Below are 25,761 nucleotides of genomic sequence, written 5' to 3'. Positions count from 1 at the left end.
AAAAGTCCTATAATTAATTTAAAGTTTATGGTGAATTCGTTGGATAAAAACAAAAAATATCTCGTCGTTATAGCCGATGATTTTGGTTTGACAAAAGGAGTCAACTCCGGAATTGTAGAGGGATTTCAAAGAGGTCTTATCACCGGGGCCAGCCTGATGGTTTCCGGAGATGCCTTTGAAGATGCCGTTCAAAAAGCTAAAGAAAATCCCGAACTGGCCGTAGGAATTCATTTGACCTTAGCCGCTGGAAAATCTCTCCTACCCCCCCGGCAAATACCAACTTTGGTAGATGAAGAAGGAAATTTTTATCCAGGCTACATTTCCTTTTTTTATTATCTGAGCCTGGGAAAAATTCGACGAAGGGATATCCAACAAGAACTCCAGGCCCAGATCGAGAAATTCTTGGATACGGGACTTAAAATCTCACACCTTGATGCCCATCTCCATATCCATTTACATCCGAGTTTGATTTCCCTGGTCCTCCATCTTGCACAAAAATATCGGGTTTCCTATATCCGATGTTCGGAAGAGATGCGGGTTAAAGAGAAAAGATGGGTTCTCTCCCCATGGATAAAAACCGAGGCCCTACGCCTGGCTGCCGGAATGGCCCGAAAAAAAATCCTCAAGGCCGGTTTAAAAACCTCTACCTATTTCTACGGCATATACCATAGTGGCTGTTTTACAGAAGAAACCTGGCTGACCTTTTTACCTCAAGTTAAGGAAGGAATAACCGAAGTGATGTGTCATCCCGGTTATGAAGATGAAGAACTCTATCAACAGGTTGTCGATCCAACTTATCGGAGAAAAGATGAATTAAAAAGCTTGACAAGTCCAAAGGTTAAAGAGATGATAGCCCGGTTGAATATCGAACTGACCAACTATTTGAAATTAGAGCAAATTCGATGAAATATCGCTATTATCTGAAGGCCTTTCGATTAGATCATTGGTTTAAAAATCTTTTTACACTCACAGGTAGCCTGGCTGCACTTTCTTACTTCAATCGGGAACTTCCCTGGGATCTTCTCTCTAAAATCCTGACAGGATTGTTGTTGGCCTGTTTGGTTTCCTCGGTCAACTACGCTATCAATGAAATCCTCGATGCTTCTTACGATCTTCAACATCCGGTGAAGCGATTCCGACCTATTCCCAGTGGTCTGGTGGACATTCAGACACTGGTCATTCTTACCCTGGGACTCCTTCTGGTTTCCTTATCGCTGGCCTTCTATTTTTTTAATCCTTACTTTCAATTCTCCTTAATAGGCCTCTTTCTGGCCGGAATGATTTATAACCTGAGACCCCTTCGCGCCAAAGAGATTCCCTATATCGATGTCCTCTCTGAGTCCATCAATAATCCGATCCGGCTTTTAATTGGCTGGTTTTCTGTGACTTCTGAACGCATACTCCCCCCTTTTTCTCTCATTCTGTGGTTATGGGTCTTCGGAGCATTTTTGATGACGGCTAAGCGGTTAGCGGAGCTCCTTTTCCTGGGATCCCAGGCCGTCTTTTATCGACGGGCTTATAAATATTATTCCAAAGGATCTCTGCTGGGTGTTATGATATTCTATGCGGGTCTGACCATGCTGGGATATGTCTACCTGGCCCTCCAATTCCAGAGAGCACTCTTCTTCACCCTCCCCTTTTTTTTGATTTTTATCCTTTGGTTCTTTATCCTGACTTTAAAAAGTAGTCCCCTGGTCAAGGAACCCGAGAGAATTTTTACAGAACCTCTTTTTTGTATTTATTCTTTAGTCCTTTTCTTGATTATGATTTTCCTCTGCTTTCGGTAAGCTAAGATAACTTGCATTTCATAAAGTAATCCGTCATGGCGAGGAATGAAGGAACCGGGTGATCCATGGGACAGGAAATTATCTCCCTCGCACTGACACCAGACCTGTTTAACTACAAATCAGGACCCGATCATGCTGACTCGAGCCTTTAAATTTCTCGTTGAAATCCTCTGGATAGTTTGTTTCATTTTATTGGAACTGTCCTGGTTTCGTAAAGGTGGTTCTCTTCGGGTTCGCTCGTTTTCTTTTCAGATTCCCGAAGTGGAAAAGCTACTGGTGATTCTCATAGGCCTGGGGTTAGTCTGGTTATCGGTTGCAAACCCCTGGAAGAAAAGCTCTTTTTGGTTTAATTTTAAAAGCTCCATAAGCCATGTAGTCCTCATCCTGCTCTTCACCCTATCGGTCCCTATAGTTTTTCTTGTTAAAGAAAAAAACTCTCTGACCCATGGACTGATGGGAAGCTATTACTCAAGGGAAAGCATGCAGGAAGAGCCGTTATTTAAACGGATAGATCCGGATATCAATTTTCCCAACCATGCCCTGGACGAGTTTTCCAGGGAAAATTATTTTATCACCTGGACCGGATATATCCGAATTCCTCGAACAGATGAGTATACCTTCACGCTACGCTCCGATGATGGTTCCGCCCTGTTCATTGATGACCAACTCATCATCGATAACAGTGGCTATCATAATGCCAGAGCAAAATCCGGAGTTCTTCGGTTAGAGGAAGGATTTCACGCCCTCAAAGTTTCTTATTTTCAATATGACAAGGCCCATCTTCTTCATCTTTATTGGGCAGGTCCCAGACCTTTTCATTGGATGAAAATCATACCAAGCCGATATTTCTACCCTGAAAAACCTGATTTAAAAGCCTATCAACGGGAACAGGGAACGGAAAATATGATTCTGGCTATTAAAATCCTTTGGTTAGGGGTAGGCCTGTATTATACCCGGGCTTTTCTAAAAAGTAGAGAACTTCGGGAGGCCTATTTGACTCCTTTTCTATTTATCCTGATCTTCGTGTTGGCCCTGGTCGTTCGACTGTACCTGCTGGAATACCCTTTGGGAACCCTCGACTCCGATGAGGCCATTGAAGGACTTATGGCCAAACATATTCTGACCCGGGGAGAACGACCTATTCTCTACTATGAACTTCCTTACATGGGAAGCCTGAAAGCCCATTTGGCCGCTGCTGTTTTCTATTTTTCCGGTGTCTCGGTGATAGGGCTTAAACTCATATCGGTTCTCTTTTTCCTTGTCTTTCTCCTGCTTATGTTCCTTTTTACCCGCAAGATTGCAGATACCAAAACTGCTCTCTTGACCGCCCTTCTCCTGGCCGTTTCACCGGGATTCCTGGCCTTGAGAAGTATTTACGCAGGAGCTGCCTACATGGAGCTTCTGGCTTTCGGAACGGCCCTGTTAGTCATTCTTGCCAAGCTCTTATATTCAAAAGACGTCTGGACATCTTATCCTTTAAGATGGTACGGCCTGGCCGGTTTTTTAGCCGGAGTCGGATTTTGGACGAATCCTCAGATCATCTCCTATGTCCTGACTTTTATCTTCTTTTGGTTCCTCAAAGACAGATTGTTTGTTTTGAGAAAATCGTTCGCCGTATTTCTCCTCTTTGCCCTGGTGGGGGTTTTTCCACTCCTGTTATGGAACGTACAAAATCAATGGGAGACCTATACTTTCTTAACTGATGGGGAAAAAAGTTCCTGGGAATCCCAATGGCTTCAATTTCCCACCCATTTTCATGACTTTCTTACCCAGGCCTTGCCGATCCTGGTAGGGACCCATACTCAATATGCCATGACCAATATCGCAGGCGATTTTGCTTACCTGGTCATCGGAGTTTATGTTTTATCTTTAGGATATGCTCTGTGGCGGTGGGATCGTTCCCTTTCTTTTTCACCGGTCTTCAAATCTCCTGAAAACAGATCAGATCCGATAACTCCTTCAGCCGGGAAGAATCCAGAGCGATTAGAGATTCCCCTGGTTTTAACCCTCGTGACAATAGGGCTGTTCTGCAGTAGCAATTTTGGAACCCTTTCCCGAGTCCCCCGATATCTTCTACCCCTTTACTCAACACTTCCCATCTTTCTGGCTTTGTTCCTCTTGCGGATCAAGCGGGTATCTTTGGTTTTGTTCGTTTTCTTGATCGCCGTGGTCTTGGGGGTTAACCTTCTTGGAATTTTCCATATTCATAAGAACTCTGCCGTGGACGGACGAGGGTTACAAACCTTCCTCTCGATCTTGAAGGATCGACATATCCGATATATTGATACCGATTATTGGATTGCCTATACTCTCACCTTTGCCAGCAATGAAGAGGTGATCTGCTCTCCGAACCTGGGTCCGTTTACAGAAGATAAATACCCAACCTATACCCAACAGGTCCTTAATGCCAGGGATCGGGCCTATGTGGCTAAAATTGGGCTTATCAAGGACAAAGAATTAGAAAAAACCCTTTTAGCCAAACCTTCTCATCCCAGATATCATAACATCAAATATTTTTACAGCCTGTATTATCCCATTGTCGATCAGTCTTCGGGTTTGAGGGATTCTCAAGATCGGGAAGAATCTCCTTAACCAGCCCTTTTTGATAGACAGGACTTTGGGATCCTTTTTAATAAAAGGTATGGAAAACAAGGACTAAGGTTGAAGATTTAAAAATCAGAACTTATCTTATGGAAGGATTAGGTAAGAAGTAGAGGAAGCTCCATCAACCCATATTCTTCGAGAGGAATACCATGCGACGATATTTCTTATATAGTATAGTTATTGTAGGGATCAGTTTATGGGGGTTTTTACAGACCCGAGCAGCTACCCAGGAGTCTTCATTGAATGTAGCCTTGATAGCCCACTCGGGGTATCAACCTAAGGATTATGAGCGGCTCTCTCAGCTTTTCTCCGAGATTTCGGACATTTCAGTTAGTATCAATTATATCCCCTATGAAAAGCAACTCGAAGAAATCAACAAAAGTACTTCACAACCCCAGCCCACCTATGATGTGATCGCCGTCGATGCCACCTGGATACCGGAGCTTATCAGTAGGGGAGCGATTCTACCCCTTCAGGAGTTCATAAAGGGGTTTAAAAGTGATCTGGTTCCTTCTACCCTTACGGCCTTTACCTTTAATGAGAAGCTGTGGGCCATGCCGCATCTCAGTAACTTTCAACTCTTATTTTATAACAAAGCCATGCTGGCAGAAGCGGGATTTGATAAGCCTCCTGACACGTTGGAAGAAATGGCGAACCAGATGAGGGTTCTGAAGACGCGGGGTACTGTGGAATATCCCTGGCACGATGCCTGGGGAGTTAACAAGGGGTTGATAGATGAGTATATCTGGTTGGTTGGAGCTTTTGGAGATACTCTTTTTAGCCCTTCAGGAGAGCCTGTTTTTCATAGAGGAGGTGGACTGGAAGCCCTCAAGTTTATGATTCAGGCGGTAGAGAATAAATGGATAAACCCCACTTCGTTGACTTCTGGAGTTCTGGAGACCAAAGATGAATTTATTACCGGAAATTGTGCTTTTAATACCAACTGGGTTTTTCAGGCTGCCATCATCAAAGATAGCAGTCTTTCTAAGGTGAGTAATGTGGCAGAGGTTGGATTGTTACCCGTCTCCAGGAGGGTTCAGCAGAAAAAACAGTACGAGTTTAACTCGGTTTCGGTGGGCGCATTTCAAGGATTGGCCATTGCTGCAAATACTTCAGATCCCAAGCGAGCCTGGAAATATATTCGATTCTTGACGAGTCCTCTGGTCCAGAAAGGGTTTCCACAGGAGACACCCATCTGGATCTCTTTGTTAACGGATACAAAGGCCCAGCAATTAGATCCTTTACTGGATCTTAAACGGAGGGAACTTTTAAGTACCGTTCCTCCTCCTCGGGTTATGAATTATCGTACAGCTTCTTCGATTATTGAAAAGTATGTGATGTCCGCCTTGAAAAAAGAGATAGACCCGGAGACGGCTTTAAATCGAGCTGTGGAAGAGATCAAGGCTGCCGGAATTACGACGGTAACCCTTCCCACCTCATCGAAAAATAACTAAACGAGTAGAACATTCCTCTGGAGCTTAGGGGATAATGTTTTTACCTTAACGGGCGGACGGGGGGGCACCCCTACTTTGGTAAATTTCCTCTTGACAAGGAGGAGAGACATTCATTAGCATAAATGAGCTTTTTGTAGAATGGATCCTCTGAGGTTTTTAATGAGGTTTTTAAACTGACAGGTCCTTAGTTCCTCTGAGATCCATCAGCATAAGAGGTATGATTATTCGAATCGATGAAATTCAAGCATCACCTTCGGACTTCGAACTGGAACTGCACCCCTGGGAGTTTGATTCACAAAACGATGGATTTGTCCTCCACTCTTCCACTCAAGCTAAGATTCGGGTGAGCAGGGTTGGGTTGGACATCGAGGTGTATGGTTACATACCGGCAGAACTTCAGTTGGAATGTTGCCGATGTTTGGAGTCCAAAATATTCCCTGTTCAAAAGTATTTTCATGCCATATATCGAGATGCGAAGTGGATGGAAACCCGGGAGGAGGTCGAGTTAGAAGCCGAGGATCTACTGGTGAGTTATTATTCCGAAGATACCTTAAATCTTACCGAGATCATTCGAGAGCAACTCATTCTGGCCATTCCCATCCAGGTTTTTTGTAAAGCCGATTGTGCAGGTCTTTGCCCCCAGTGTGGGCAGAATTTAAATTTTCGGAGGTGCTCTTGCCGGGAAGATAACATAGATCCAAGATTAGCGGTCCTGGCCAAATTGTTAGAGAATTAAGCAGTGGACCGTAGGTAGTAGGCCGCCGGCGGAGGAAGATCTATGTACGGCCCCCTGCCCACCGTCCCCTGCTTAGGACTTTAAAAATGGGAGTTCCCAAGAGAAGATCGTCAAAATCACGTAAGAATAAAAGAAAATCCCATCACCATTTAAAAGCTCCGACTTTATCTGCTTGTTCAGAATGTGGAGAACCTAAATTACCGCATCGGGCCTGTCCCCATTGCGGCTCTTACCGAGGTAAAACCGTTATCCAGCCCAAGGAAGAGGAGTAAAACCGGGGATCTGGAATCGAGGATCGGAAATCTTAAATTCCTTGATCCGGAATCCTTAGCCTGACGAGAATGAAAATTGCTGTTGATGCCATGGGAGGGGATCACGCACCCCATGCTATTGTAGAGGGTGCGGTGCAGGCGGCTCGTGAATATGGAATGAGTTTGGTCCTGGTAGGCATTGAGGAGGTGGTTCGACGGGAGTTGGAAAAGTATGATACCCGGGGTTTGGATATAGAAGTGCGACATGCCTCTCAAGTGGTGGATATGCACGATTTACCAGCCGTAGCTCTCAGGCGAAAACCGGATTCTTCAATCCGGGTAGCTGTGAACCTGATCCGGGATGGGATTGTAGATGCCGTCGTAAGTGCCGGAAATACCGGGGCCTCCATGGCTATTGCAAAGGTCGTTTGTGGTACCTTAGAAGGCGTGGAAAGACCTGCTATTGCCGCCGTTATCCCTAATCTTAACCGTGCTACAATCCTTCTAGATGTGGGGGCCAACGTGGATTCTAAACCTCGACACATCCTTCAGTTTGCAGTGATGGGACACGTCTACGCGAAAGATATCATCAACGTGGAAAAACCCCGAATCGGCCTTCTGAGTATCGGTGAAGAATCTTCTAAGGGAAATGAACTAACCAAGGAAGTCTTTGAAGCTCTTCGGCGAACAGAGCTTAACTTTATCGGAAATGTGGAAGGACGGGACATTTTTAATGGTAAAGTAGATGTGGTGGTCTGTGATGGATTTGTGGGTAATATCGTTTTAAAAGTAACCGAAAGTTTTGCAGAAACCATGGGTGTTGTCTTAAAAGAAGAATTTTCCAAGAGCCTGAGAACTAAACTGGGCTACCTGCTCATTAAACCGGAGATCCTCCGTCTGAAAAGAAAAATGGATTACGCCGAATACGGAGGAGCCCCTTTACTCGGGATCAATGGGGTTTTGATTAAGGCCCATGGAAGTTCAAAGGCCAAGGCCATTAAAAATGCCATCCGGGTGGCTGGGGAATCTATCCACCAGCAGATCAAAGCCCACATTACGGAAACGATTACAAAATATCAGTTTAATTATCCGGAACCGATCCGGAGAAGAATTAAGGTTAAAAAATCCTTTAAAGATTCCCATCGTCCCGATGAAAGTGATGAAAAACGGGAGATGAAAGAAGAATGGCATAAGCTTGTAAACGAAAAAAATCCTGAAGAAAAAGAAAAAAAGGAGAATAAGCCCTCATGATTTATCCTAAGATTATCGGTACCGGTTCCTATGTACCGGAAAAAGTTATCACCAACTTTGACTTAGAAAAGTTAGTAGATACCAGTGATGAATGGATAACCACGCGAACCGGAATCAAGGAAAGGCGTGTGGTTAAAGAAGATGTTCCCCTTTCTGCTCTGGCCTTTGATGCATCAAAAAAAGCGATTCGCAGTGCAGGGATAGAAGCCCAGGATCTTGATTTAATCATTGTGGGAACTATTTCTCCGGATATGCAGCTCCCTTCTACGGCCTGCTTCCTCCAGGAGATGTTGGGTGCAAAGCGGGCTGCCGCCTTTGATATTGCAGCAGCCTGTAGTGGCTTTATATACGCCTTGTCCATTGCCGAGCAATACATTAAAACCGGTAGCTATAAAACCATCCTCATCGTGGGTGCTGAAGTCTTATCTAAAGTCATCGACTGGACCGATCGAAGTACCTGTGTTATCTTCTCCGATGGGGCTGGAGCTGCTGTCCTTCAGGCATCTTCAGAACCCAGTCAGGTGGTTTTGTCGACCCACCTCTTTGCAGATGGACAGTTTGCTAAATATCTTTACATACCAGGAGGAGGTTCCCTCCATCCGGCCAGTCATGAAACGGTGGATAAACGGATGCATTATGTTAAAATGTCCGGTAATGAACTTTTTAAAGTCGCCATCCGCTCCATGGAAGAAGCCTGTCTGATTGCCTTAAAACATAATGGACTCAGGCCGGAAGATGTAGATCTGCTGATCCCCCATCAAGCAAACCTTCGTATCATTGAAGCCACTGCAAAACGCCTCAATTTACCCATGGAGAAAGTGGTCGTTACCATTCATAAATATGGTAACGCTTCTTCAGCAACCATTCCCATTGCTCTGGATGAAACGATTCGGGCCGGAAAAGTCAAAAAGGGAGATATCATTCTCTCGGTCGCCTTTGGTGGGGGAGTAACCTGGGCTTCCACCGTCATTCGCTGGTAGCTTTCTGAAGGGTGAAGGTAAAATACCCCTTCGTTCCTTCATCCTTTATCCTCTAGAAAATGTCAGAGTATATAGTGGTTTTGATTACGGCCTCGTCTTTAGAAGAAGCTAAAAATATAGGTACAACCCTGGTGGAGGAACGATTGGCGGCCTGTGCTAATCTAATTCCCCATGTACAATCTATCTTCCATTGGCAAAATAAACTGAGCCAGGAAGAAGAAGTGCTGATCCTTCTGAAGACGCAAAGATCTCTCTTTGAACGTATTAAACAACGTGTCCAGGAGCTTCACAGTTATCAAGTACCGGAGATTATCGCTTTACCTGTTCAACACGGTTCAGAAAGTTACTTGAACTGGATCTTAACTGAGACAACGCTTTAAAAGGAAAAAGCGAAAGGGAAAAGGCGAAAGGAAACCCTCAATTTTACCTTTCGCCTTCGTCTTTTCACCTTTCGCTTTGTTTCTTTCCCATGTGGAAATTTTTTCTTATTCTACCGGTTGTTTTAGTGATCTATATCGGTTTATTTGATTCACAAATTGATGGGAAATCAGAAATACCCGATTCTTTGAAGGAACTCAGGGAAAATATCGATAAGATCTTACATAATAAGATCCTGGAAAAAGCTTCTGTAGGAATTCAAATCGTTTTTCAAGATTCAGGAGAGGTGATTTATCAGTCCGGGATGGATCAACTTTTAAATCCCGCCTCTAATACCAAACTGATTACTTCAGCCGTGGCTTTATCGGTCCTTAAGCCGGAATACACCTTTAAAACCGCCATCTACACGGATAAAGCCCCTCATAATGGGACCATAGGAGATCTTTATATTAAAGGCTTTGGAGATCCCGATCTTTCTTCACAAGATCTGTGGGTCATGGCCAAGGATATGGTCAATGAAGGCGTTAGTACGGTTGAGGGGGATATCATCGCCGATGATTCGTTTTTTGATGACCAGATCATTGTTAAAGGCTGGGAGAATTTTACTTCTCCGGCTTCTGTGGGAGTCAGCGCCCTGTCCGTCAATGAGAATACCATAAAACTTTTTATCCGACCGGGACCTAAACCGGGATTACCTCCCTTTGTTATGACGGATCCCCCGGTTTCTTACCTTCGGGTTACCAATCGTGCGCTGACCCTTGCAACCCGCGGCGGCATTACCACCTATTATAATCAAGAGGATGGGGATGGGGAACTCGTAGTAACAGGTAAAATTTCAAAAAAGTCCCGAGGATTGTATTCTCAAATCCAGGTCCGGGAACCGGCTCTTTATACGGCAGCCATTTTTAAGGAAGTCCTTGAAAATTTAGGAGTCAAGATCCAGGGGATCGTCCGAAAAGGAACGGTCCCAGCTAAAGCTCAACTCCTGGTTCTCCATCAATCCAAACCCTTATCGGTTATCCTCAATGATTCCAATAAAGTAAGCGATAATTTCGTAGCCGAGCAGATATTAAAAACCCTAGGTGCGGAAGTTAAAGGGGCACCGGGCAGTACCGAAAAGGGAATTGAAGTTATCCGTGAATTTCTCAAGGAGGAAATCGGCATTCCCCCCGATAGCTATTTTCTAGAAAATGGCTCCGGCTTATCCCGGGAAAATCGAGTTTCCCCGGCACAAATCGTTAAACTCCTCCGATATATGTACAATAACTTCGAGGTTAAATCGGAGTTTTTATCTTCTTTAGCCGTGGCTGGAGTCGATGGAACCATGAAACGACGGCTACGAGATACTGCCGCCGAGCGGAGACTCCGGGCTAAAACAGGCGCGTTAAAAGATGTTTCCTGTCTTTCCGGTTATGCACTGACCCGAGATAATGAGGTCCTGACTTTCTCGATCATGATTAACGGATTTAACACGGGAACTTATCCCATTAAACAGATCCAGAATCAAATCGGACTCCTCTTAACAGAGTTTCAACAGGCTACCTATGCAAAGAGACAAGGAATATGATCGTTTGTGTCTCGGATGCCCATATCCAGGGTGACCCGGATGAAATCAAAGATTTCCTGACCTTTCTCAACCATCTTAAAGGATCTACCCAAACCCTCTATATTCTCGGAGATCTCTTTAACCTGTGGTTGGGTCCAAAAAAAATGGCCCTGCCTTATCAGGAACCCATCCTCCGGGGCCTCCAACAACTCGCGGCTTCCGGTGTGACCGTCAAATATGTGGAGGGGAATCGAGATTATTACCTCTCGGAAAGCTATCGGGGCTCCCCTTTCACAGAAGTAAGTTCCTCTTTCCTGGAAGAACAGATCGGAGGAAAAAGGTTTTATCTTTCCCATGGAGATTTGCTGAATTATCGAGATAGACCCTATCGGCTTTGGCGGACCCTTTCGAGGAATCGTATCTTTTATAAAGGTTTTACGCTTTTACCTTCCCGAATAGGCCTGTCCCTGGCCCATTATCTGGAAAAAAAATTCAGGAAAACCAATCAAAAACATAAATCCTACTTTCCTATGGAGATTTGTAAAGAATACGCCAGGTCCCTTTTTAATCAAGGCTACGACGGAATCATCTTGGGTCATTTCCACATGGAAAAAGTCCTCGCCCTGGATAGGGAAGATTCCAGGAAACTTCTTTATATTCTCCCGGATTGGAAGACCCAACGGAAATTCCTTCGATTGGATGCTCATGGGGAAGGAAGTTTTATAAGTCTATAACGGGGATTTTGCCTGGAAAAGAAAGTAATTATTTAAATGATTGACAGCTTTTCTTTAAAGAGGTATATTTAAATTAAATCGCTAGGGGAGTTTTTAAGGCTGAGAACTCGGTTCTTAAGGGAAATTCCCTGGGAACCGGAAACCCTCTGAACCTGATCTGGGTAATACCAGCGTAGGGAAGCGGTTAAGATTTTATAGATAGAGAAACGCGTGGACGTATACCTTAACGATTGATAAGGAAGTAGTCTACCTTTTCTTTTTAAAAAATTTAGCCGTATTCCCTTCCAGGGGGTACGGCTTTTTTATTTATGTCGCTAAAACTTAAGACAGCTTTAACCATCGCAGGATCTGATTCGGGCGGAGGTGCCGGGATTCAGGCCGATCTTAAAACTTTTACGGCACTGGGAGTTTACGGAATGACGGCCATTACCGCCCTCACAGCCCAGAATACCCTGGGTGTTCAAGGAATCCTGGATATTCCTCCGCAGTTCGTGGGAGCCCAACTGGACTCCATAGCCACAGATATTGGAATCGATGCAGCCAAAACCGGGATGCTCTCTAACCGGGAGATCATTGAAATGGTTTGTAGTAAAGTGGTCGAATATGGCATAGATCGATTGGTCGTAGATCCGGTTATGGTGGCCGCAAGTGGAGACCCGCTTTTGCAACCCAGTGCCCGGGAAGCTTTACAAAATCAATTGATCCCCCTTGCCTTGATTGTAACCCCTAATATTCCAGAAGCCGAGGTATTAGCCGATATGAAGATTACTTCCCTGGAAGATATGGAGAAAGCAGCCCGGATCATCCGGGAGAAGGGGGTCCGAAATGTAATCGTAAAAGGGGGCCATCGAAATGGAGAAGCGGTGGATGTTTTCTATGATGGACAGGAATTCTCTTACTATAGAGCGGAGCGTATTCAAACCCGAAATATCCATGGAACCGGTTGTACTTTCTCGGCTGCTATCACGGCAGAATTGGCTAAAGGTAAGGACGTAAAAGAAGCCGTTCGGATAGCGAAAGAGTATGTAACACTGGCGATTCGTTATTCTCTGGATATTGGAAAAGGACACGGGCCTACCAATCATCTGGCCTGGATTCAGTATAAATAGTCTGTAGGCCGTTGTTCATGGTTGACAGTATAAACCACGGACAACGGGCAACGACACAGGGATTAAATTGTCTAAGACAACCGATGTTATCGTTATAGGAGCGGGAGCTATTGGATGCTGTATCGCCTATCAGTTGGCTAAATCAAAAGTCAAGGTGGTTGTGATTGAAAAAACACAACCCGGATGCGAGGCATCCTCTGCAGCAGCAGGAATGCTATCCCCACGATATGATCCTGCCGGTCATCGACCGTACTTTGATCTCAGTATCGCAAGCTATCAGCTTTATTCCACCTTATCTGAAGAGCTGAAAGACCTTACAGGTGTTGATATCGAGTTGCTACACTACGGAACATTGGAACTTTTTTTGGATGAAGATGATGAAAAGGAAGGTCGGTACCTCCATCCCTTTCAAAAAGAGGTGGGACTGGCTACAGAACTTCTTACTTCTGAAGAAGTATTGGAAAGAGAACCTGCTTTATCTAAAACAATACGTGGAGCTCTCTTCTTTTCAAAGGATTGTCATGTAAATAATCCTCGACTGGTAGAAGCTTTGGCCCGAGGTGCCCTCCAGCTTGGAGCCGAGTTCATGGTAGGGAAACCGGTCACGGCCGTTCTCAAGGAGAATTCTCGGATCACCGGAGTTCAGGCTTATGATGAAATCATTCGAGGCCATACCATAGTTATTGCAACCGGGTGTTGGTCTAATCAGATAGGCTCTCTTTTAACCTATCCCCTTCCGGTCGAACCGGCTAAAGGACAGATGGTAGCAACAACGGTTTTTCCTCCTCTCCTTCATCATGTTGTCTCCTCTCGAAAGGTTTATCTGGTTCCTCGCCTGGGAGGAGATTTGCTGATCGGCGCTACGGTGGAATTTGTAGGATATGATAAACAGGTTACTTTGGAAGGTGTAGAAACATTGATCCGTGCGGCTCTTGAGATGGTTCCCTCCCTGGCCAGTAAACCCCTGACAAGAACCTGGGCCGGGTTACGACCCTACTGCCGGGATTTACTTCCCATTTTGGGGCCTATCCCTGAAATGGAAAATGTGATTGTAGCCACAGGTCATTTTCGGCAGGGAATCCTTTTAACTCCTATAACCGGAAAGCTCATTCAGGAACTCATTGTAGATGGGAAAACTTCCCTCTCTCTGGAGCCTTTTAGCCCAAAACGGTTTGCGATATGAGGAAGGCGCCCTTTAAAGTTCAGGTGGTTAACGTGAGTAAAACCTTCTCTCCAGGTCCGGTTACAGCGCTCCAAAAGGTTAACCTGTACGTAAGGGAAGGTGAATTTGTTAGTTTAGTAGGTCCCAGTGGATGCGGAAAAAGTACCCTCTTTAACATTATCGCTGGTCTCCTCCAACCCGATGAAGAGGGTGAAATTTATCTGGACGGAGAACGCAGGGAAGATAGACGCGGCTTTTCAGCCTATATGCCCCAGAAGGATCTCTTGTTACCCTGGAGAACCATTTTGGATAATGTCATTCTGGGTCTTGAGATTCAAGGGATAAAAAAAAGCATGGCCCGGAAAGAAGCCCTGGCCCTCTTTCCAAATTTCGGACTGGCAGGGTTTGAGAAAAATTACCCGGATTCCTTGTCGGGTGGCATGCGACAACGAGCCGCTCTCATGCGTACAATCCTCTTTAAAAAAGATATCATGTTGTTGGATGAGCCCTTCGGAGCTTTGGACGCCATGACCCGATCTATCATGCAGCAGTTCTTGTTGAAAGTCTGGGAAGAATTCCGAAAAACCATCCTCTTTGTAACCCACGATATCGAAGAGGCGATCTTTTTATCCGACCGAATTTATGTAATGACGGCCAGACCAGGAACGATTAAAGCAGAACTTTCCGTTCCCCTTCCCAGACCCCGGGATCCCCATCTGGTTACCTCAGCTCCTTTCGTGGGTATAAAACGTATCCTGATGGACCTTATCCAAGAGGAAAGTCTAAAGGCCTTTGAAGAAATGTCTGTCGTCCGTTGTCCATCATCCGTAGGGTTGCCTGACTCCGTTTCGAACCCTCCCCAGCAACCCCTGACGGATAGTCCACAACGAACCACAAGACAATCTACAACGGATAAACGGTTATGAAAGTGATTATTAACGGAGAGGAACGAGAAGTTCCATCCGATATCACGATTCTCCAACTGCTCCAATATCTTCAGGTGGATAAACGCGTCGTTGCCGTCGAACATAATTTGCAAATTGTACCTAAAAGCGCCTACGAACACCAGACCCTTAAGGAAGGAGATAAATTGGAGCTGGTTCAATTTGTCGGGGGAGGATAAATAAAGGAAAGTATGGGGGTGTGTAGGGGCGACCGGCCGGTCGCCCGTACTGGGAGTGTGGGGGTATGGGAGTATGTTTTCCTATATTCCCCTACTTCCCTACTCCCACACCTCCACACCCCCATACCATCTATTTTTATATGTTAGAAAACGATCATCTGATTATTGCAGGTAAAGCTTATAGATCCCGTCTCATTGTTGGAACGGGAAAGTATCCCTCTTTTGAGATTATGAGGGAAGCCCTTGAAAAGTCCGGCGCAGAAATTGTGACGGTGGCCGTAAGGCGGGTTAATCTGTTCGATAAATCTCAACCTTCTCTGCTGGATTATATTGATTTGAAAAAGTACACCCTGTTGCCGAATACGGCCGGTTGCTATACGGCGGAAGAAGCCATTCGTACCGCTCGACTTGCCAGAGAGGCCGGCTTTTCCAATCTCATTAAATTGGAGGTTATTGGAGACCAAAAAACCTTATTTCCCGATAATATAGGTCTTCTGAAGGCAACGGAAACCCTGGCTAAAGAAGGTTTTGTGGTTCTCCCTTACACCAACGATGATCCGGTCATGGCTAAGAAACTTGAGGATGCCGGTGCTGCGGCTGTAATGCCCCTTGGAGCGCCGATCGGGTCCGGATTGGGAATTCGTAATCCTTATAATATCAAAATTATCCTGGAAATGGTCTCTGTACCTGTCATTGTAGATGCCGGAGTAGGAACTGCTTCAGATGCAGCTATTGCCATGGAGTTAGGTGTGGACGGAGTACTCATGAATACAGGGATCGCAGAGGCCAAGGATCCAGTTAAAATGGCAGAAGCCATGAATTACGCAGTTCGGGCGGGCCGTCTGGCTTATCTGGCCGGTAGAATCCCCAAGAAATTGTATGCTACCGCCAGCAGCCCTCTGGAAGGGATGCTAGAATAATGGAGGTATGGGAGTGTGGGAGTGTGGAGGTATGGGGGTGTGGGGGTATGGGGGTATGGGAGTGTGGGGGAATCCTCCTACACTTCTATACTCCCACACTCCCATACCTCCATCCTTAAATGAAGATCCCTGAGCTATCTCTATACTTAATCACAGACCGGCATCAGACCCTGGGGAGGAATCTACTTACTGTATTGGAGGAGGCTATTCGGGGAGGGGTTCGAGCTATTCAGTTGAGGGAAAAGGATCTGTCTGCCAGGGAGTTATATACTCTGGCCCAGGAGGTTCGAAAATTAACCGAGATGGCCGGTGTAAAGCTCTTTATTAATGATCGAGTGGATGTGGCCCTGGCCATAGAGGCCGATGGAGTTCATCTGGGGCAGCAAAGTCTGCCTCCCCATGTGGTTCGGCGTTTGATAGGAAACAAACTGCTGGGCGTTTCGACCCATAATCTTCAAGAAGCTCTACAGGCTCAAGACTCAGGTGTCGATTTTATTACTTTTGGCCCTCTTTTCTTTACTCCCTCCAAGGCTCCCTATGGAAAACCTGTGGGTCTCGAGGCCTTAAAAGAGGTGCGAAAGTTTATTTCTGTTCCTATTCTCGGATTGGGAGGAATTAAGAAAGACTCTGTCCGAGAAGTTCTGCTGGCCGGAGCCGATGGGATTAGTGTTATCTCTGCCATACTCTGTGCATCGGATGTCTACCAGGCGGCTAAAGAATTAACCGAGGTTGTTTTATCGCAACGGCGCGAAATTGCAAAATCCTAGGGGAGTTATAGGATTTGTATCCATTTAATAGGTGAAAGAAGAGATGTTGGTGAGAAAGTTTTTGATTTCTTATCTGGCTCCAGGGACCCTCTTCGCTTTACTGCTGGTAAGTTGGGAGGCTTACGTAAAAATCTTTAAAATCCCTCCCTATATTCTCCCCTCCCCCACCAGAATTCTCAAAGTGATGGGGGAATCTTCAGATATGTTGTTACAGCATACCTGGATTACGCTAGGGGAAATAATGGCAGGTTTTTTCCTGGCTTTTGTAATCGGTCTCGCCCTTGCCATTGCCATTGTCTATTCCCGGGTTCTGGAGAAAGTTCTCTATCCCCTCATCATTGCCTCTCAAACCATCCCCGTTTTTGCCATAGCCCCCCTGCTGATCATCTGGTTTGGGTACGGGCTGATACCCAAGGTGGTTATGGCCGCTATTATTGCGTTTTTTCCCTTAGTCGTGAATACGGTGGATGGATTAAGATCGGTAGATGTGGAGTTACTTAATCTGATGCAAACTTTGAAAGCGACTTCCTGGCAGTTATTCCGTAAGATTCGATTTCCTGCTGCCCTCCCTTTTATTTTCTCAGGGATACGGGTAGCCATAGCCGTAAGCGTCATTGGAGCCGTTTTTGGAGAATGGGTGGGATCGGATGTCGGTCTGGGATTTCTCATGAAGAGATCCAATGCCCAGCTCCGTACCGACCTTCTCTTTGCAGCTATCGTAGTTCTTTCTATTTTAGGTGTGGGACTTTTTGCTTTGGTTACAGTTCTGGAAAGAATCTGCTTACCCTGGCGGGTAAAACATAAGGAGGGGAGGACGGTAAGCCTGGAACCGTGGAGATAACGACCGGCCTGTCGATTTCTGCCCCAGGTCTATGAACCCGAGTTTACAGAAGATGGATTTACATGTGTTAACTGATAAGAGATTAGCCAAAGGCCGCTCGCATCTGGATGTGGTTCGGGAAGCCATAGAAGGAGGGGCTCCGGTCATTCAGCTTCGGGATAAGGAAGCTAATTCTCGTCAATTGATCGATATCGGCCAACAACTTCGACGCTTAACCCGGGAAAAGGGCGTTGTTCTGATTATCAACGATCGGGTTGATATTGCCCTGGCCGTAGAGGCCGATGGCGTTCATGTAGGTCCGGAAGATATGCCGGTTCATCTGGCCAGAAAAATCCTTGGCCCCCATGCCATTATCGGTGCTTCGGCAGGAACCCTGGAAGAAGCCCTCCGGGCTGAAGAAGAAGGAGCCAGTTATCTGGGGGTAGGATCTATCTTTGCCACCTCTACAAAAAGTGATGCAGGAGCTCCCATAGGCACGCGTCTTTTAGCCGAAATTAAAGCCCATGTTAAAATTCCTGTGGTGGCCATCGGGGGAATTAATTATGGAAATGTGGAAGAAGTGCTGCGAGCCGGTGCAGATGGGGTGGCGGTGGTTTCTGCCGTCGTCGGTGCGGAGGATATTAAAGAAGCAACCCGGAGCTTGCTGGCTAAGATCCGTGGAATCAAAGGGCTCAAAGCAATCAAAATCCCCTCTCCCGAAGCTTCAGGAAAGGGACCGGGGACATACGCGCCGGGTTAAGCTGAAAAACCCCGTCAGGGGTGAACCCTGGGTAGCCCCCGACGTAAGTCGGGAAGGGGGGTTTCTTCATTTTTTCAGGCTCTGTAGCAGCGGCCTGTGAAACAGGTTGCCCCGCTGGGTCTATTTTTCTTATCCTGGCACGTAGGGAAGCCGGGGGGTGAGGACCACTTAAACGTTAAACAAAACTAAGTAAACAGAGTACTACTACACTGTTACCTTAATTTTGACCTCATAGGGCTGCTTTCACTCCCCAACTCCCCTCTCCCGCAGCGTGGGAGAGGGGCCAGGGGTGAGGGTCACTTAAACATTAAGCAAAATTAAAGTAACAAAGCACTACTCCACTCTCTTTCAAACATGCTCATTACCGAACTTGGAGAATTTGGTTTAATCCAACGAATTAAACAGATCATTGGAAATAAAGGACCTGGAGAAGTTATCGGAATTGGAGACGATACGGCAGTTCTCAACGTCTCAGGAGATCAACTTCTGCTGGCGACCTGTGATGTGCAAATTGAAGGAAGACACTTCTTGAAGGAGAAAATTACTCCTTATCAGTTGGGGAAACGGGTAGCCGCCATCAACTTAAGCGATATTGCTGCCATGGGGGGGAGTCCCCGCTATGCCCTTATTTCTCTGGCTTTGCCCATCCATACAACGGTGGAATTTGTTGAGGAACTTTATAAGGGCATGAAGGAATCCTTCGGTCGTTTTGGCGCCTGTATCGTAGGAGGGAATCTAGCCCGGTCTTCGAAAGAAATCTTTATCGATGTAACCCTGTTAGGGACGGTAGTTCCTGAACGGGTTCTTTTGCGATCGGGGGCAAAACCCGGGGATATAGTTTTGGTTACAGGAACTCTAGGGAAAGCCGCAGCCGGGCTTCAAATCCTTCTGGGAAATGTTGAACCCGGAAATATAAACGTGGAACCTTTGATAGAAGCTTATTTGACTCCTGAGCCCCAAATCCGGGCCGGTCAAGTCCTGGCAGGCCTTCAATGCATTACCGCTATGATCGATATAAGTGATGGCCTGGCCGGAGATATTCAGCGAATCTGTGAAGTCAGTCGGGTAAGCGTTGAGATCTGGATGGATAAAGTTCCTATCTCCGATATCGTGAGGAGGTTAGCTGAAGAAAATCACAAAGATCCTCTGGATTGGGCTTTATACGGAGGAGAAGATTATCAGCTTTTATTCACAGCACCTGAAGAGAAAGTGGAAAGGATCGTCTCCACCCTGCATAAAGAGATTTCCATAGAAGTAACCTCGATCGGAAAGATCCAGGTGCCCGGGAAAGGTAACAAATTAATCGGCAGGGATGGGACCGTCTTGCCGTTAGAAGCTAAAAGCTGGGATCATTTTGCTTAAGAGGACCTGCCGCTTGTTGTCCGTTGTTTGTGGAGGTAGACTCTGGACTACGGGCAACAGGCCCAGGATAAAAGGACGATGCGATATTTATCTAAAAGGCAAATTTTTTTTGTTTTCCTGGCAAGTCTATGCACTTTAACCGTTTTTATCGGACCTGTTGGACTTCAGGGAGCAGAAAAAGACAATGAGCAACGAGCCAAAGTTTCTTTGCGTCTGGATTGGACTCCCTGGTCTTTGCATACCTTTCTGTTCGTTGCAAAGGAAAAAGGATATTTCGCCGATGAAAATCTAGACGTAAATCTTTATGTTCCTTCTAATCCAGAAGATACCATCAAGTTGGTGGCAGCCGGCCAGGATCATTTCGGGTTGAGTTATCAGATTGATACGATTCTGGGGCGATCAGAGGGTCTTCCCGTTGTTTCCATTGCAGCTATTGTTCAACACCCCTTGAATGTAATTCTTTCCTTAAAGGAATCGGGTATTACAAAGCCATCCGATTTAAAGGGTAAAAAGATCGGTTCCCCTCTTATTCCCTCCGATGATGCCTACCTGGAAAAAATTCTGGGGGGGATGGGACTGCGTAAAGGAAGTGATTACACCGTTGTGGACGTAGGATTTAATCTGGTTCAACCTTTATTGACCAAACAGATCGATGCCGTTATCGGGACCTACTCGGTTTGGGAAAAAATTCAAATTGAGCTGGAAGGATTTGAAGTGAATATGATTAAACTTCAGGATTATGGGGTTCCCGATTTTTATGAATCTGTTTTGTTGACCAATGAAAAACTTATTCAAGAAAACCCCGATCTCATTCGACGTTTTATGCGGGCAGCCTGGAAGGGGTTAGATTTTACCATGACCCATCCAGACGAGGCACTTGGGATTTTACTTAAACAAAATCCAGATCTTAGAAAGGATTTGGCTCAGAGATCTTTGGTAGCATTGATTCCCCTTATGAAAAACAGTGTTCCTAAGGTTGGCTGGCAAACGGAAGCCAAATGGCAAGAGCTTCAGGATTTTATGATGGATATGGGATTAATTAAGCAAAAAACAAAGGTTTCCGGCATGTTTACCAATGAATTTTTACCTTAAAGTTTAAGGGCCATTCCGGGGATGGCTCCTACCGGTTTGGATATTTTTTAGCTAAAAAGGGTCAGGAAAAACCCCTTTTTAGCTTTCTTCTTTCTTTCCGAAGCTGAAGTTATTTCCGTCTTGAAGGCAACTGTTAAAATCGCCCTGCCCTTGAATTCCCCTTTTTCCCGTCTACCAAAATCGACAGCTTTCAATTTTTACTTATTTTATACAAAATTGGCATATAATTTGCCTATTTTACAGTTGACTTAATTTAGAATAATTTATACTTATAGATAGATAATTATAATTTTAAGGTAAATTTATTCCTTCTTTAACCATCTTGGATGGGAGAACAGGGAGCATACGCGTCAGGTTAAGCTGAAAAGCCCCGTCAGAGGCGAATGGTCGGTAGCCTCCGAAGCAAATCGGAGATTCAGAGATTTAGAATTTTTTCAAGCTCCCGAGCTGTATCCTGTTAAGCAGGTTGCCCGTTGGGGCCAACATTCTTATCTTGCCGCGTATGGGGGCGGGGGGATACCTCCTTCAGAATCGTTGTCACTCAGGTAGTAGAATCTTTTGCAACTTTTGTCTTTTTAATACATCTTTTTACATTAGAGGTATTTTTTAGTAAATTTTATCTTAAAAATATCTAGTCCTTTCTTCTAAGAAGATTAAAACCCATGGACTCTGAACAGATTGGCTTTCGGTCGGGTAGGAAAGGTCTATGCCAGAGGGAGAAATGAGAACTGAAAAAGTTGCTTTCTCCAAGAATTTAGGCACTTTTTGTGTAGACCAGCCAGACCTGCTAGACCTGGAGGTACAGAAAAAATGGAGTTACAGAAAACCCCTGCAGCAAGGGCTGGATTTTTAATTCTTTTCCTGGGTAATACCCTTGCACTGATGATTTCGTTTTATGGAGCCATCTGGATAAGATATCAAATCTCCCTCTGGCCGATTATTTATCAACAACCCATTTTACCCAGCCTTCTTATTTTTACGGGTTTAGGTCAGTTCATTTTTTATCTCTTCGATCTCTATAATCTCCGGATAAAGCCTAACTCTTTAAGTTTGGTGTTGAGTATTTTTATCTCTATCCTGATTACGGCAGCGGTGATGGGAGGAAGTTATTATTTTATCCCATCTTTGACCCATGGCCGATGGATTTTAGCCTTGGCTACCCTGCTGGCCATGGTTCTGGTTAGCTCCTGGTGGTTGATTTATAACCATACTTTCAAAATCCCTGGAATCCGTCAGCGGGTTTTGATTGTAGGCTCTTCCCAAATCGGTGAAGCCGTAGCCCGGGAAATCCTTTCGAATCCGGATTTAGGTTATTGCCTGGTAGGATTTATCGATGAATGCATGGCCGGAAGGTATTCAAATCCCGAAGATACCGTGAAAGTATGGGGAAAAGGGGATAATAAATTCTGGACGGTTCCCCTTATAGGAACTTTGGGTGAGTTTGATCAGATTGTTAAGAACAACCGCATAGATCTGATTACCGTAGCTCTAGCCGAACGCAGAATGGTCTTTCCATTACAAATTCTTTTAAATTGTAAGCTAAATGGAATAAAAGTCTATGAAGCCATTGATTTTTATGAGCAGCTAACGGGCAAAATCCTGGTGCAAGGACTCCGACCCAGTTGGTTAATATTTTGTCAGGGATTTAACAAATCCAAAACCAACGAAGTTCTCAAACGGGTCCTCGATGTGGTTATATCCGCTCTGGGACTCATCCTGGCCGCACCTCTCATGGCTGTTACGGCCATTTTAATTAAATTAGAGAGTCCAGGGCCCATAATTTTTACCCAGGAGCGGGTAGGAAAAGGGGAAAAAACTTTTCAGGTTTATAAATTTCGTTCCATGACCGTCGACGCCGAAGCTAAAACCGGCCCTGTTTGGGCTACCGATAAAGATCCCCGCATTACCCGAGTCGGTTGGGTGATACGAAAGTTTCGAATCGATGAACTCCCTCAACTCCTTAATATCCTCAAAGGGGATATGAGTTTTGTGGGACCACGACCCGAAAGGCCTCATTTCGTAGAAACCCTTAAAAAAGAAATTCCTTACTATCCGGTTCGTCTAACCGTCAAGCCCGGATTGACCGGTTGGGCTCAGGTGAACTTTCCCTATGGTTCCTCCAAAGAGGATGCTCTGGAAAAGCTTCAATATGACCTTTTTTACATAAAAAATCTTTCCCTTTTTCTGGATTTGGTCATTCTTCTTAAGACTATGAGTGTCATTATTCTTGCAAAAGGAGCAAAATAAGTTAGTTAAATTATAAAAAAGTTATATTTTATATTAAATGATCTTTTTATATGTCATAAAACGAAATCCATCTCGCCGGAGCGAATCCGCCCTTCGTTCTCTCTTTAGTGCAGTACAGGATTTCGTCGTCTAGATAGGGAAGATCTAGGTATGGAAAAGTTCCTTCAATTCAATTTGCAATATTATCGTCAGGTTCTCTCCCGACGAACCTGGTTCTTTTTCCTCCCTTTTTTCTTTGTACTGTGTGGTGCTACGGTGGCGAGTTTTATTTTACCTGAGGTCTATCGGTCCAGCACCACCATTCTGATAGAAAGGGACCAGGTGATTAATCCGTTAACCAAAGGATTAGGGGTTGCTTCAGAAATGGAAGAACGGTTGAGAACCCTCCGTCAGGGGATACTCAGTCGCCCTCTCATTGAAAAGGTCATTAAAAAACTAGGGCTTGATCTGTCCGTTCAGAACCCCGTGGAGTTTGAGGACTTGATTAAAGAAATCCAAAAAAATTTAACCGTTACCGTTAAAGGAAATGATTTATTCAGCGTAAGTTATGAGGGTCAAAATCCGGTTCAGGTGAGGGATTTAGTCAGTACCTTAACGGGTCTATACATCGAGGAAAATCTCAACGCCAAGCGCTCCGAAGCTTACGCGGCTTTTGATTTTATCAACGAACAACTCCAGATTTATAAGAAGAAGCTGGAGGATTCCGAAAAAACCCTTCGGGAGTTTAAAGAAGCCAATCTCAAGGATTTACGATATAAAATTCCGACGGTTTTGAAGGATGGCGGGACCGGAGAAGTCCAGGCGGGGAGCCCGGTGGGAGAATTATTAGGAGCCGGTGCCCAAAACAGTCATATGGCGAAGCTGGAACAATATCAAAATGCTCTGACAGAAGTTGAAATAGCCCTTAAGGAAGCCAATTTGAAAATGTCGCTATTAAAAAATCAGTTGGAGAAGGAACCCCCTACCACGAATAATAAGACCATCCTTGCAAATCCCGTCGAGACGAAACTTAAAGAACTGGAATCCCAACTGGCCGGCCTGCGAACCCAATACACCGACCAACATCCCGATGTTATTCAAACCAAGAATGAAATCGAAATGCTCAAAAAACAACTGGCCAGCTCAAAACCGATCGTAATCAAAAATCCAGAAGGTTCTTCGATGGTCAATCCGGTTTATGAAAACCTTCGAAAGGAGCTTACTGCGGTGGAAATACAGATCAAGTCGTTGGAAAAACGGCGAGATCAACTCCAGAGTAAAATTGAAGAGGCCGAATTAAAAGTCAAAAGCATTCCCAAGCTGGAGCAAGAATTTATTCGACTCACCAGGGACTATAACGTCAACGAGAATATTTATCAAATGCTACTCCGTCGGTTAGAGGAGGCGCGTATTTCCCGGGAATTGGAGGTTAAAGACAAGGGGACCACTTTTACCGTCATCGAACCCCCTGTTCTTCCTCTACGTCCTGTTAAGCCTAATAAACTTTGGATCCTTTTAATGGGATTTCTAGGAGGAATCGGTGTAGGGTTGGGTACGGTTTTCCTGGTTGAGTATAAATATCAACCCTTCGATGATCAAAAGGAGATAGAACTCTATCTTGGAATGCCGGTATTGGTTGAAATTCCTAATATTCGCACCGAAGAGGATATAAAACGTAGGAAAAGATCCACCCGATTAATAGCCTCACTCTGCGGTCTTTATTTATTGATAACCGGAGGTATTTTAACCTGGCAAGCTTTAAAAGAAAATCCTTCTTACTTCCAGGTCCTTGTCAATAAGTTTCAAGACATATATACAACGACCCGCAGGTAGAGGTGGAGACGTTCAGTTCGCTTCTACGAGCTTTTAAAACCAGGACTCTAGGTATGAGTAAGATTGAAGAGGCTTTAAAAAAGGCGGCTCAGGAGAGACAGCTTCAACGGGTTTCTGAAACCCTTACAGATCCCGATTCCCTTAAGGTCATTCCCCCCCCTAAAAAGGGGTTAGAAAAACCCCTGTTAATCCGTCATCGCCTGATCACCTTGACAGCTCCCCAATCTCCGGCAGCAGAGCAATATAAAAAATTACGTACCCGGATTCTTCAGCTTACAAAACCTGATTTTCAAAATACCCTCATGGTTACCAGTGCAGTTGCCGGGGAGGGGAAAACCCTTACGGCCCTTAATTTAGCCATTACCATTGCCCAGGGGCTTCAGGAAACGGTTCTCCTGGTAGATGGCGATCTTCGTAAGTCTTCTCTTCATAAACTTCTGGGGATTGAGCCCAAATACGGTTTATCGGATTATTTAACCAGACACCTGGATCTATCTAAAATTCTTATAAAAACCGAGATTAACAAATTAACCATTCTTCCGGCAGGAAATCTCCCTCCAAACCCTGCAGAATTGCTTGCATCCCAGAAGATGCATAACCTCATTAAAGAGATTAAAAACCGATATGAAGATCGTTATGTGATCTTCGATACCACTCCGTTATTACCCACGACCGATCCTAACATCCTGGGAACTCAAATGGATGGCGTTATCCTGGTGGTTCAGGCAGGTCGAACCGCTCGAGAAGATGTCGTAAACGCCTTGAAGCTTCTGGAGGGAATGAATGTTTTAGGAATTGTGCTGAATAATGTCCATCAGGTTTCTTCCAATTACTACTATCATTATTAATTCTATCCGTTGTTCGTT

General features: G+C 45.0%; 24 protein-coding genes and 1 riboswitch. All 24 genes read left to right on the top strand.

Annotation, left to right across the window (positions count from 1 at the left end; genetic code table 11):
* The first annotated feature begins 39 nt into the window (after positions 1-39).
* The 24 genes from hpnK (at position 40) to VNM22_11690 (ending at position 25,743) form a co-directional block, all read left to right on the top strand.
* Positions 40-906 (top strand): hopanoid biosynthesis-associated protein HpnK, encoded by an 867-nt coding sequence (hpnK, locus tag VNM22_11805; GenBank protein HWP47839.1) that lies wholly within the window; start codon positions 40-42, stop codon positions 904-906.
* Positions 903-1,787, top strand: coding sequence for a UbiA family prenyltransferase (locus VNM22_11800; GenBank protein ID HWP47838.1), 885 nt, complete (start codon positions 903-905; stop codon positions 1,785-1,787). Before hpnK ends, VNM22_11800 begins: the two co-directional genes overlap by 4 nt.
* A gap of 132 nt (positions 1,788-1,919) precedes the next feature.
* The gene (locus VNM22_11795; protein ID HWP47837.1) at positions 1,920-4,379 is read left to right on the top strand and encodes a PA14 domain-containing protein; all 2,460 of its coding nucleotides are present in this window, start codon (positions 1,920-1,922) and stop codon (positions 4,377-4,379) included.
* Between the two features lie 161 nt (positions 4,380-4,540).
* Complete coding sequence (locus VNM22_11790; protein HWP47836.1) at positions 4,541-5,845, top strand: extracellular solute-binding protein; 1,305 nt, start codon at positions 4,541-4,543, stop codon at positions 5,843-5,845.
* 217 nt (positions 5,846-6,062) lie between these two features.
* Positions 6,063-6,581 carry a DUF177 domain-containing protein gene (locus VNM22_11785; GenBank protein HWP47835.1) on the top strand — a complete coding sequence of 173 codons (519 nt, stop codon included), beginning with the start codon at positions 6,063-6,065 and terminating at the stop codon, positions 6,579-6,581.
* An 86-nt stretch (positions 6,582-6,667) separates the two neighbouring features.
* A complete protein-coding gene (gene rpmF, locus VNM22_11780) occupies positions 6,668-6,853 on the top strand; it encodes a 50S ribosomal protein L32 (GenBank protein HWP47834.1) in 186 nt (61 codons plus the stop codon).
* Between the two features lie 69 nt (positions 6,854-6,922).
* A complete protein-coding gene (gene plsX / locus VNM22_11775; GenBank protein HWP47833.1) occupies positions 6,923-8,083 on the top strand; it encodes a phosphate acyltransferase PlsX in 1,161 nt (386 codons plus the stop codon).
* Positions 8,080-9,063 (top strand): beta-ketoacyl-ACP synthase III, encoded by a 984-nt coding sequence (locus tag VNM22_11770; GenBank protein ID HWP47832.1) that lies wholly within the window; start codon positions 8,080-8,082, stop codon positions 9,061-9,063. Before plsX ends, VNM22_11770 begins: the two co-directional genes overlap by 4 nt.
* A gap of 59 nt (positions 9,064-9,122) precedes the next feature.
* Positions 9,123-9,443: a divalent-cation tolerance protein CutA gene (cutA, locus tag VNM22_11765; GenBank protein HWP47831.1), complete on the top strand. Its 321-nt coding sequence runs from the start codon at positions 9,123-9,125 to the stop codon at positions 9,441-9,443.
* 89 nt (positions 9,444-9,532) lie between these two features.
* Positions 9,533-11,008 (top strand): D-alanyl-D-alanine carboxypeptidase/D-alanyl-D-alanine-endopeptidase, encoded by a 1,476-nt coding sequence (dacB, locus tag VNM22_11760; GenBank protein HWP47830.1) that lies wholly within the window; start codon positions 9,533-9,535, stop codon positions 11,006-11,008.
* Positions 11,005-11,721 (top strand): UDP-2,3-diacylglucosamine diphosphatase, encoded by a 717-nt coding sequence (locus VNM22_11755; GenBank protein HWP47829.1) that lies wholly within the window; start codon positions 11,005-11,007, stop codon positions 11,719-11,721. Before dacB ends, VNM22_11755 begins: the two co-directional genes overlap by 4 nt.
* A gap of 73 nt (positions 11,722-11,794) precedes the next feature.
* A riboswitch (TPP riboswitch) is annotated at positions 11,795-11,917 on the top strand.
* A 112-nt stretch (positions 11,918-12,029) separates the two neighbouring features.
* Complete coding sequence (gene thiD / locus VNM22_11750) at positions 12,030-12,830, top strand: bifunctional hydroxymethylpyrimidine kinase/phosphomethylpyrimidine kinase (protein HWP47828.1); 801 nt, start codon at positions 12,030-12,032, stop codon at positions 12,828-12,830.
* Positions 12,831-12,897: 67 nt separating this feature from the next.
* Positions 12,898-14,013 carry a glycine oxidase ThiO gene (gene thiO / locus VNM22_11745; GenBank protein HWP47827.1) on the top strand — a complete coding sequence of 372 codons (1,116 nt, stop codon included), beginning with the start codon at positions 12,898-12,900 and terminating at the stop codon, positions 14,011-14,013.
* A gap of 32 nt (positions 14,014-14,045) precedes the next feature.
* Complete coding sequence (locus VNM22_11740) at positions 14,046-14,918, top strand: ABC transporter ATP-binding protein (GenBank protein ID HWP47826.1); 873 nt, start codon at positions 14,046-14,048, stop codon at positions 14,916-14,918.
* The gene (gene thiS, locus VNM22_11735) at positions 14,915-15,115 is read left to right on the top strand and encodes a sulfur carrier protein ThiS (GenBank protein ID HWP47825.1); all 201 of its coding nucleotides are present in this window, start codon (positions 14,915-14,917) and stop codon (positions 15,113-15,115) included. The genes VNM22_11740 and thiS overlap by 4 nt, the downstream gene beginning before the upstream one ends.
* 65 nt (positions 15,116-15,180) lie before the next feature.
* Positions 15,181-16,035: a thiazole synthase gene (locus tag VNM22_11730; GenBank protein ID HWP47824.1), complete on the top strand. Its 855-nt coding sequence runs from the start codon at positions 15,181-15,183 to the stop codon at positions 16,033-16,035.
* A 119-nt stretch (positions 16,036-16,154) separates the two neighbouring features.
* The gene (gene thiE, locus VNM22_11725; GenBank protein HWP47823.1) at positions 16,155-16,802 is read left to right on the top strand and encodes a thiamine phosphate synthase; all 648 of its coding nucleotides are present in this window, start codon (positions 16,155-16,157) and stop codon (positions 16,800-16,802) included.
* Between the two features lie 49 nt (positions 16,803-16,851).
* Positions 16,852-17,643 carry an ABC transporter permease gene (locus VNM22_11720; protein ID HWP47822.1) on the top strand — a complete coding sequence of 264 codons (792 nt, stop codon included), beginning with the start codon at positions 16,852-16,854 and terminating at the stop codon, positions 17,641-17,643.
* A 31-nt stretch (positions 17,644-17,674) separates the two neighbouring features.
* Complete coding sequence (gene thiE, locus VNM22_11715) at positions 17,675-18,382, top strand: thiamine phosphate synthase (GenBank protein ID HWP47821.1); 708 nt, start codon at positions 17,675-17,677, stop codon at positions 18,380-18,382.
* 354 nt (positions 18,383-18,736) lie between these two features.
* On the top strand, positions 18,737-19,744 hold the full coding sequence (gene thiL, locus VNM22_11710) for a thiamine-phosphate kinase (protein ID HWP47820.1): 1,008 nt from the start codon (positions 18,737-18,739) through the stop codon (positions 19,742-19,744).
* A 78-nt stretch (positions 19,745-19,822) separates the two neighbouring features.
* Positions 19,823-20,836, top strand: coding sequence for an ABC transporter substrate-binding protein (locus tag VNM22_11705; protein ID HWP47819.1), 1,014 nt, complete (start codon positions 19,823-19,825; stop codon positions 20,834-20,836).
* Between the two features lie 810 nt (positions 20,837-21,646).
* Complete coding sequence (locus VNM22_11700; protein HWP47818.1) at positions 21,647-23,083, top strand: TIGR03013 family XrtA/PEP-CTERM system glycosyltransferase; 1,437 nt, start codon at positions 21,647-21,649, stop codon at positions 23,081-23,083.
* A 150-nt stretch (positions 23,084-23,233) separates the two neighbouring features.
* Positions 23,234-24,895, top strand: coding sequence for a GNVR domain-containing protein (locus tag VNM22_11695; GenBank protein ID HWP47817.1), 1,662 nt, complete (start codon positions 23,234-23,236; stop codon positions 24,893-24,895).
* Between the two features lie 53 nt (positions 24,896-24,948).
* A complete protein-coding gene (locus tag VNM22_11690; GenBank protein HWP47816.1) occupies positions 24,949-25,743 on the top strand; it encodes an XrtA-associated tyrosine autokinase in 795 nt (264 codons plus the stop codon).
* Positions 25,744-25,761 lie beyond the last annotated feature (18 nt).

Source organism: Candidatus Limnocylindrales bacterium (assembly GCA_035559535.1).
GTDB lineage: Bacteria > Moduliflexota > Moduliflexia > Moduliflexales > JAUQPW01 > JAUQPW01.
Note: the sequence above shows the minus strand (reverse complement) of the source record. Positions and strands in the feature narration are given on the sequence as shown.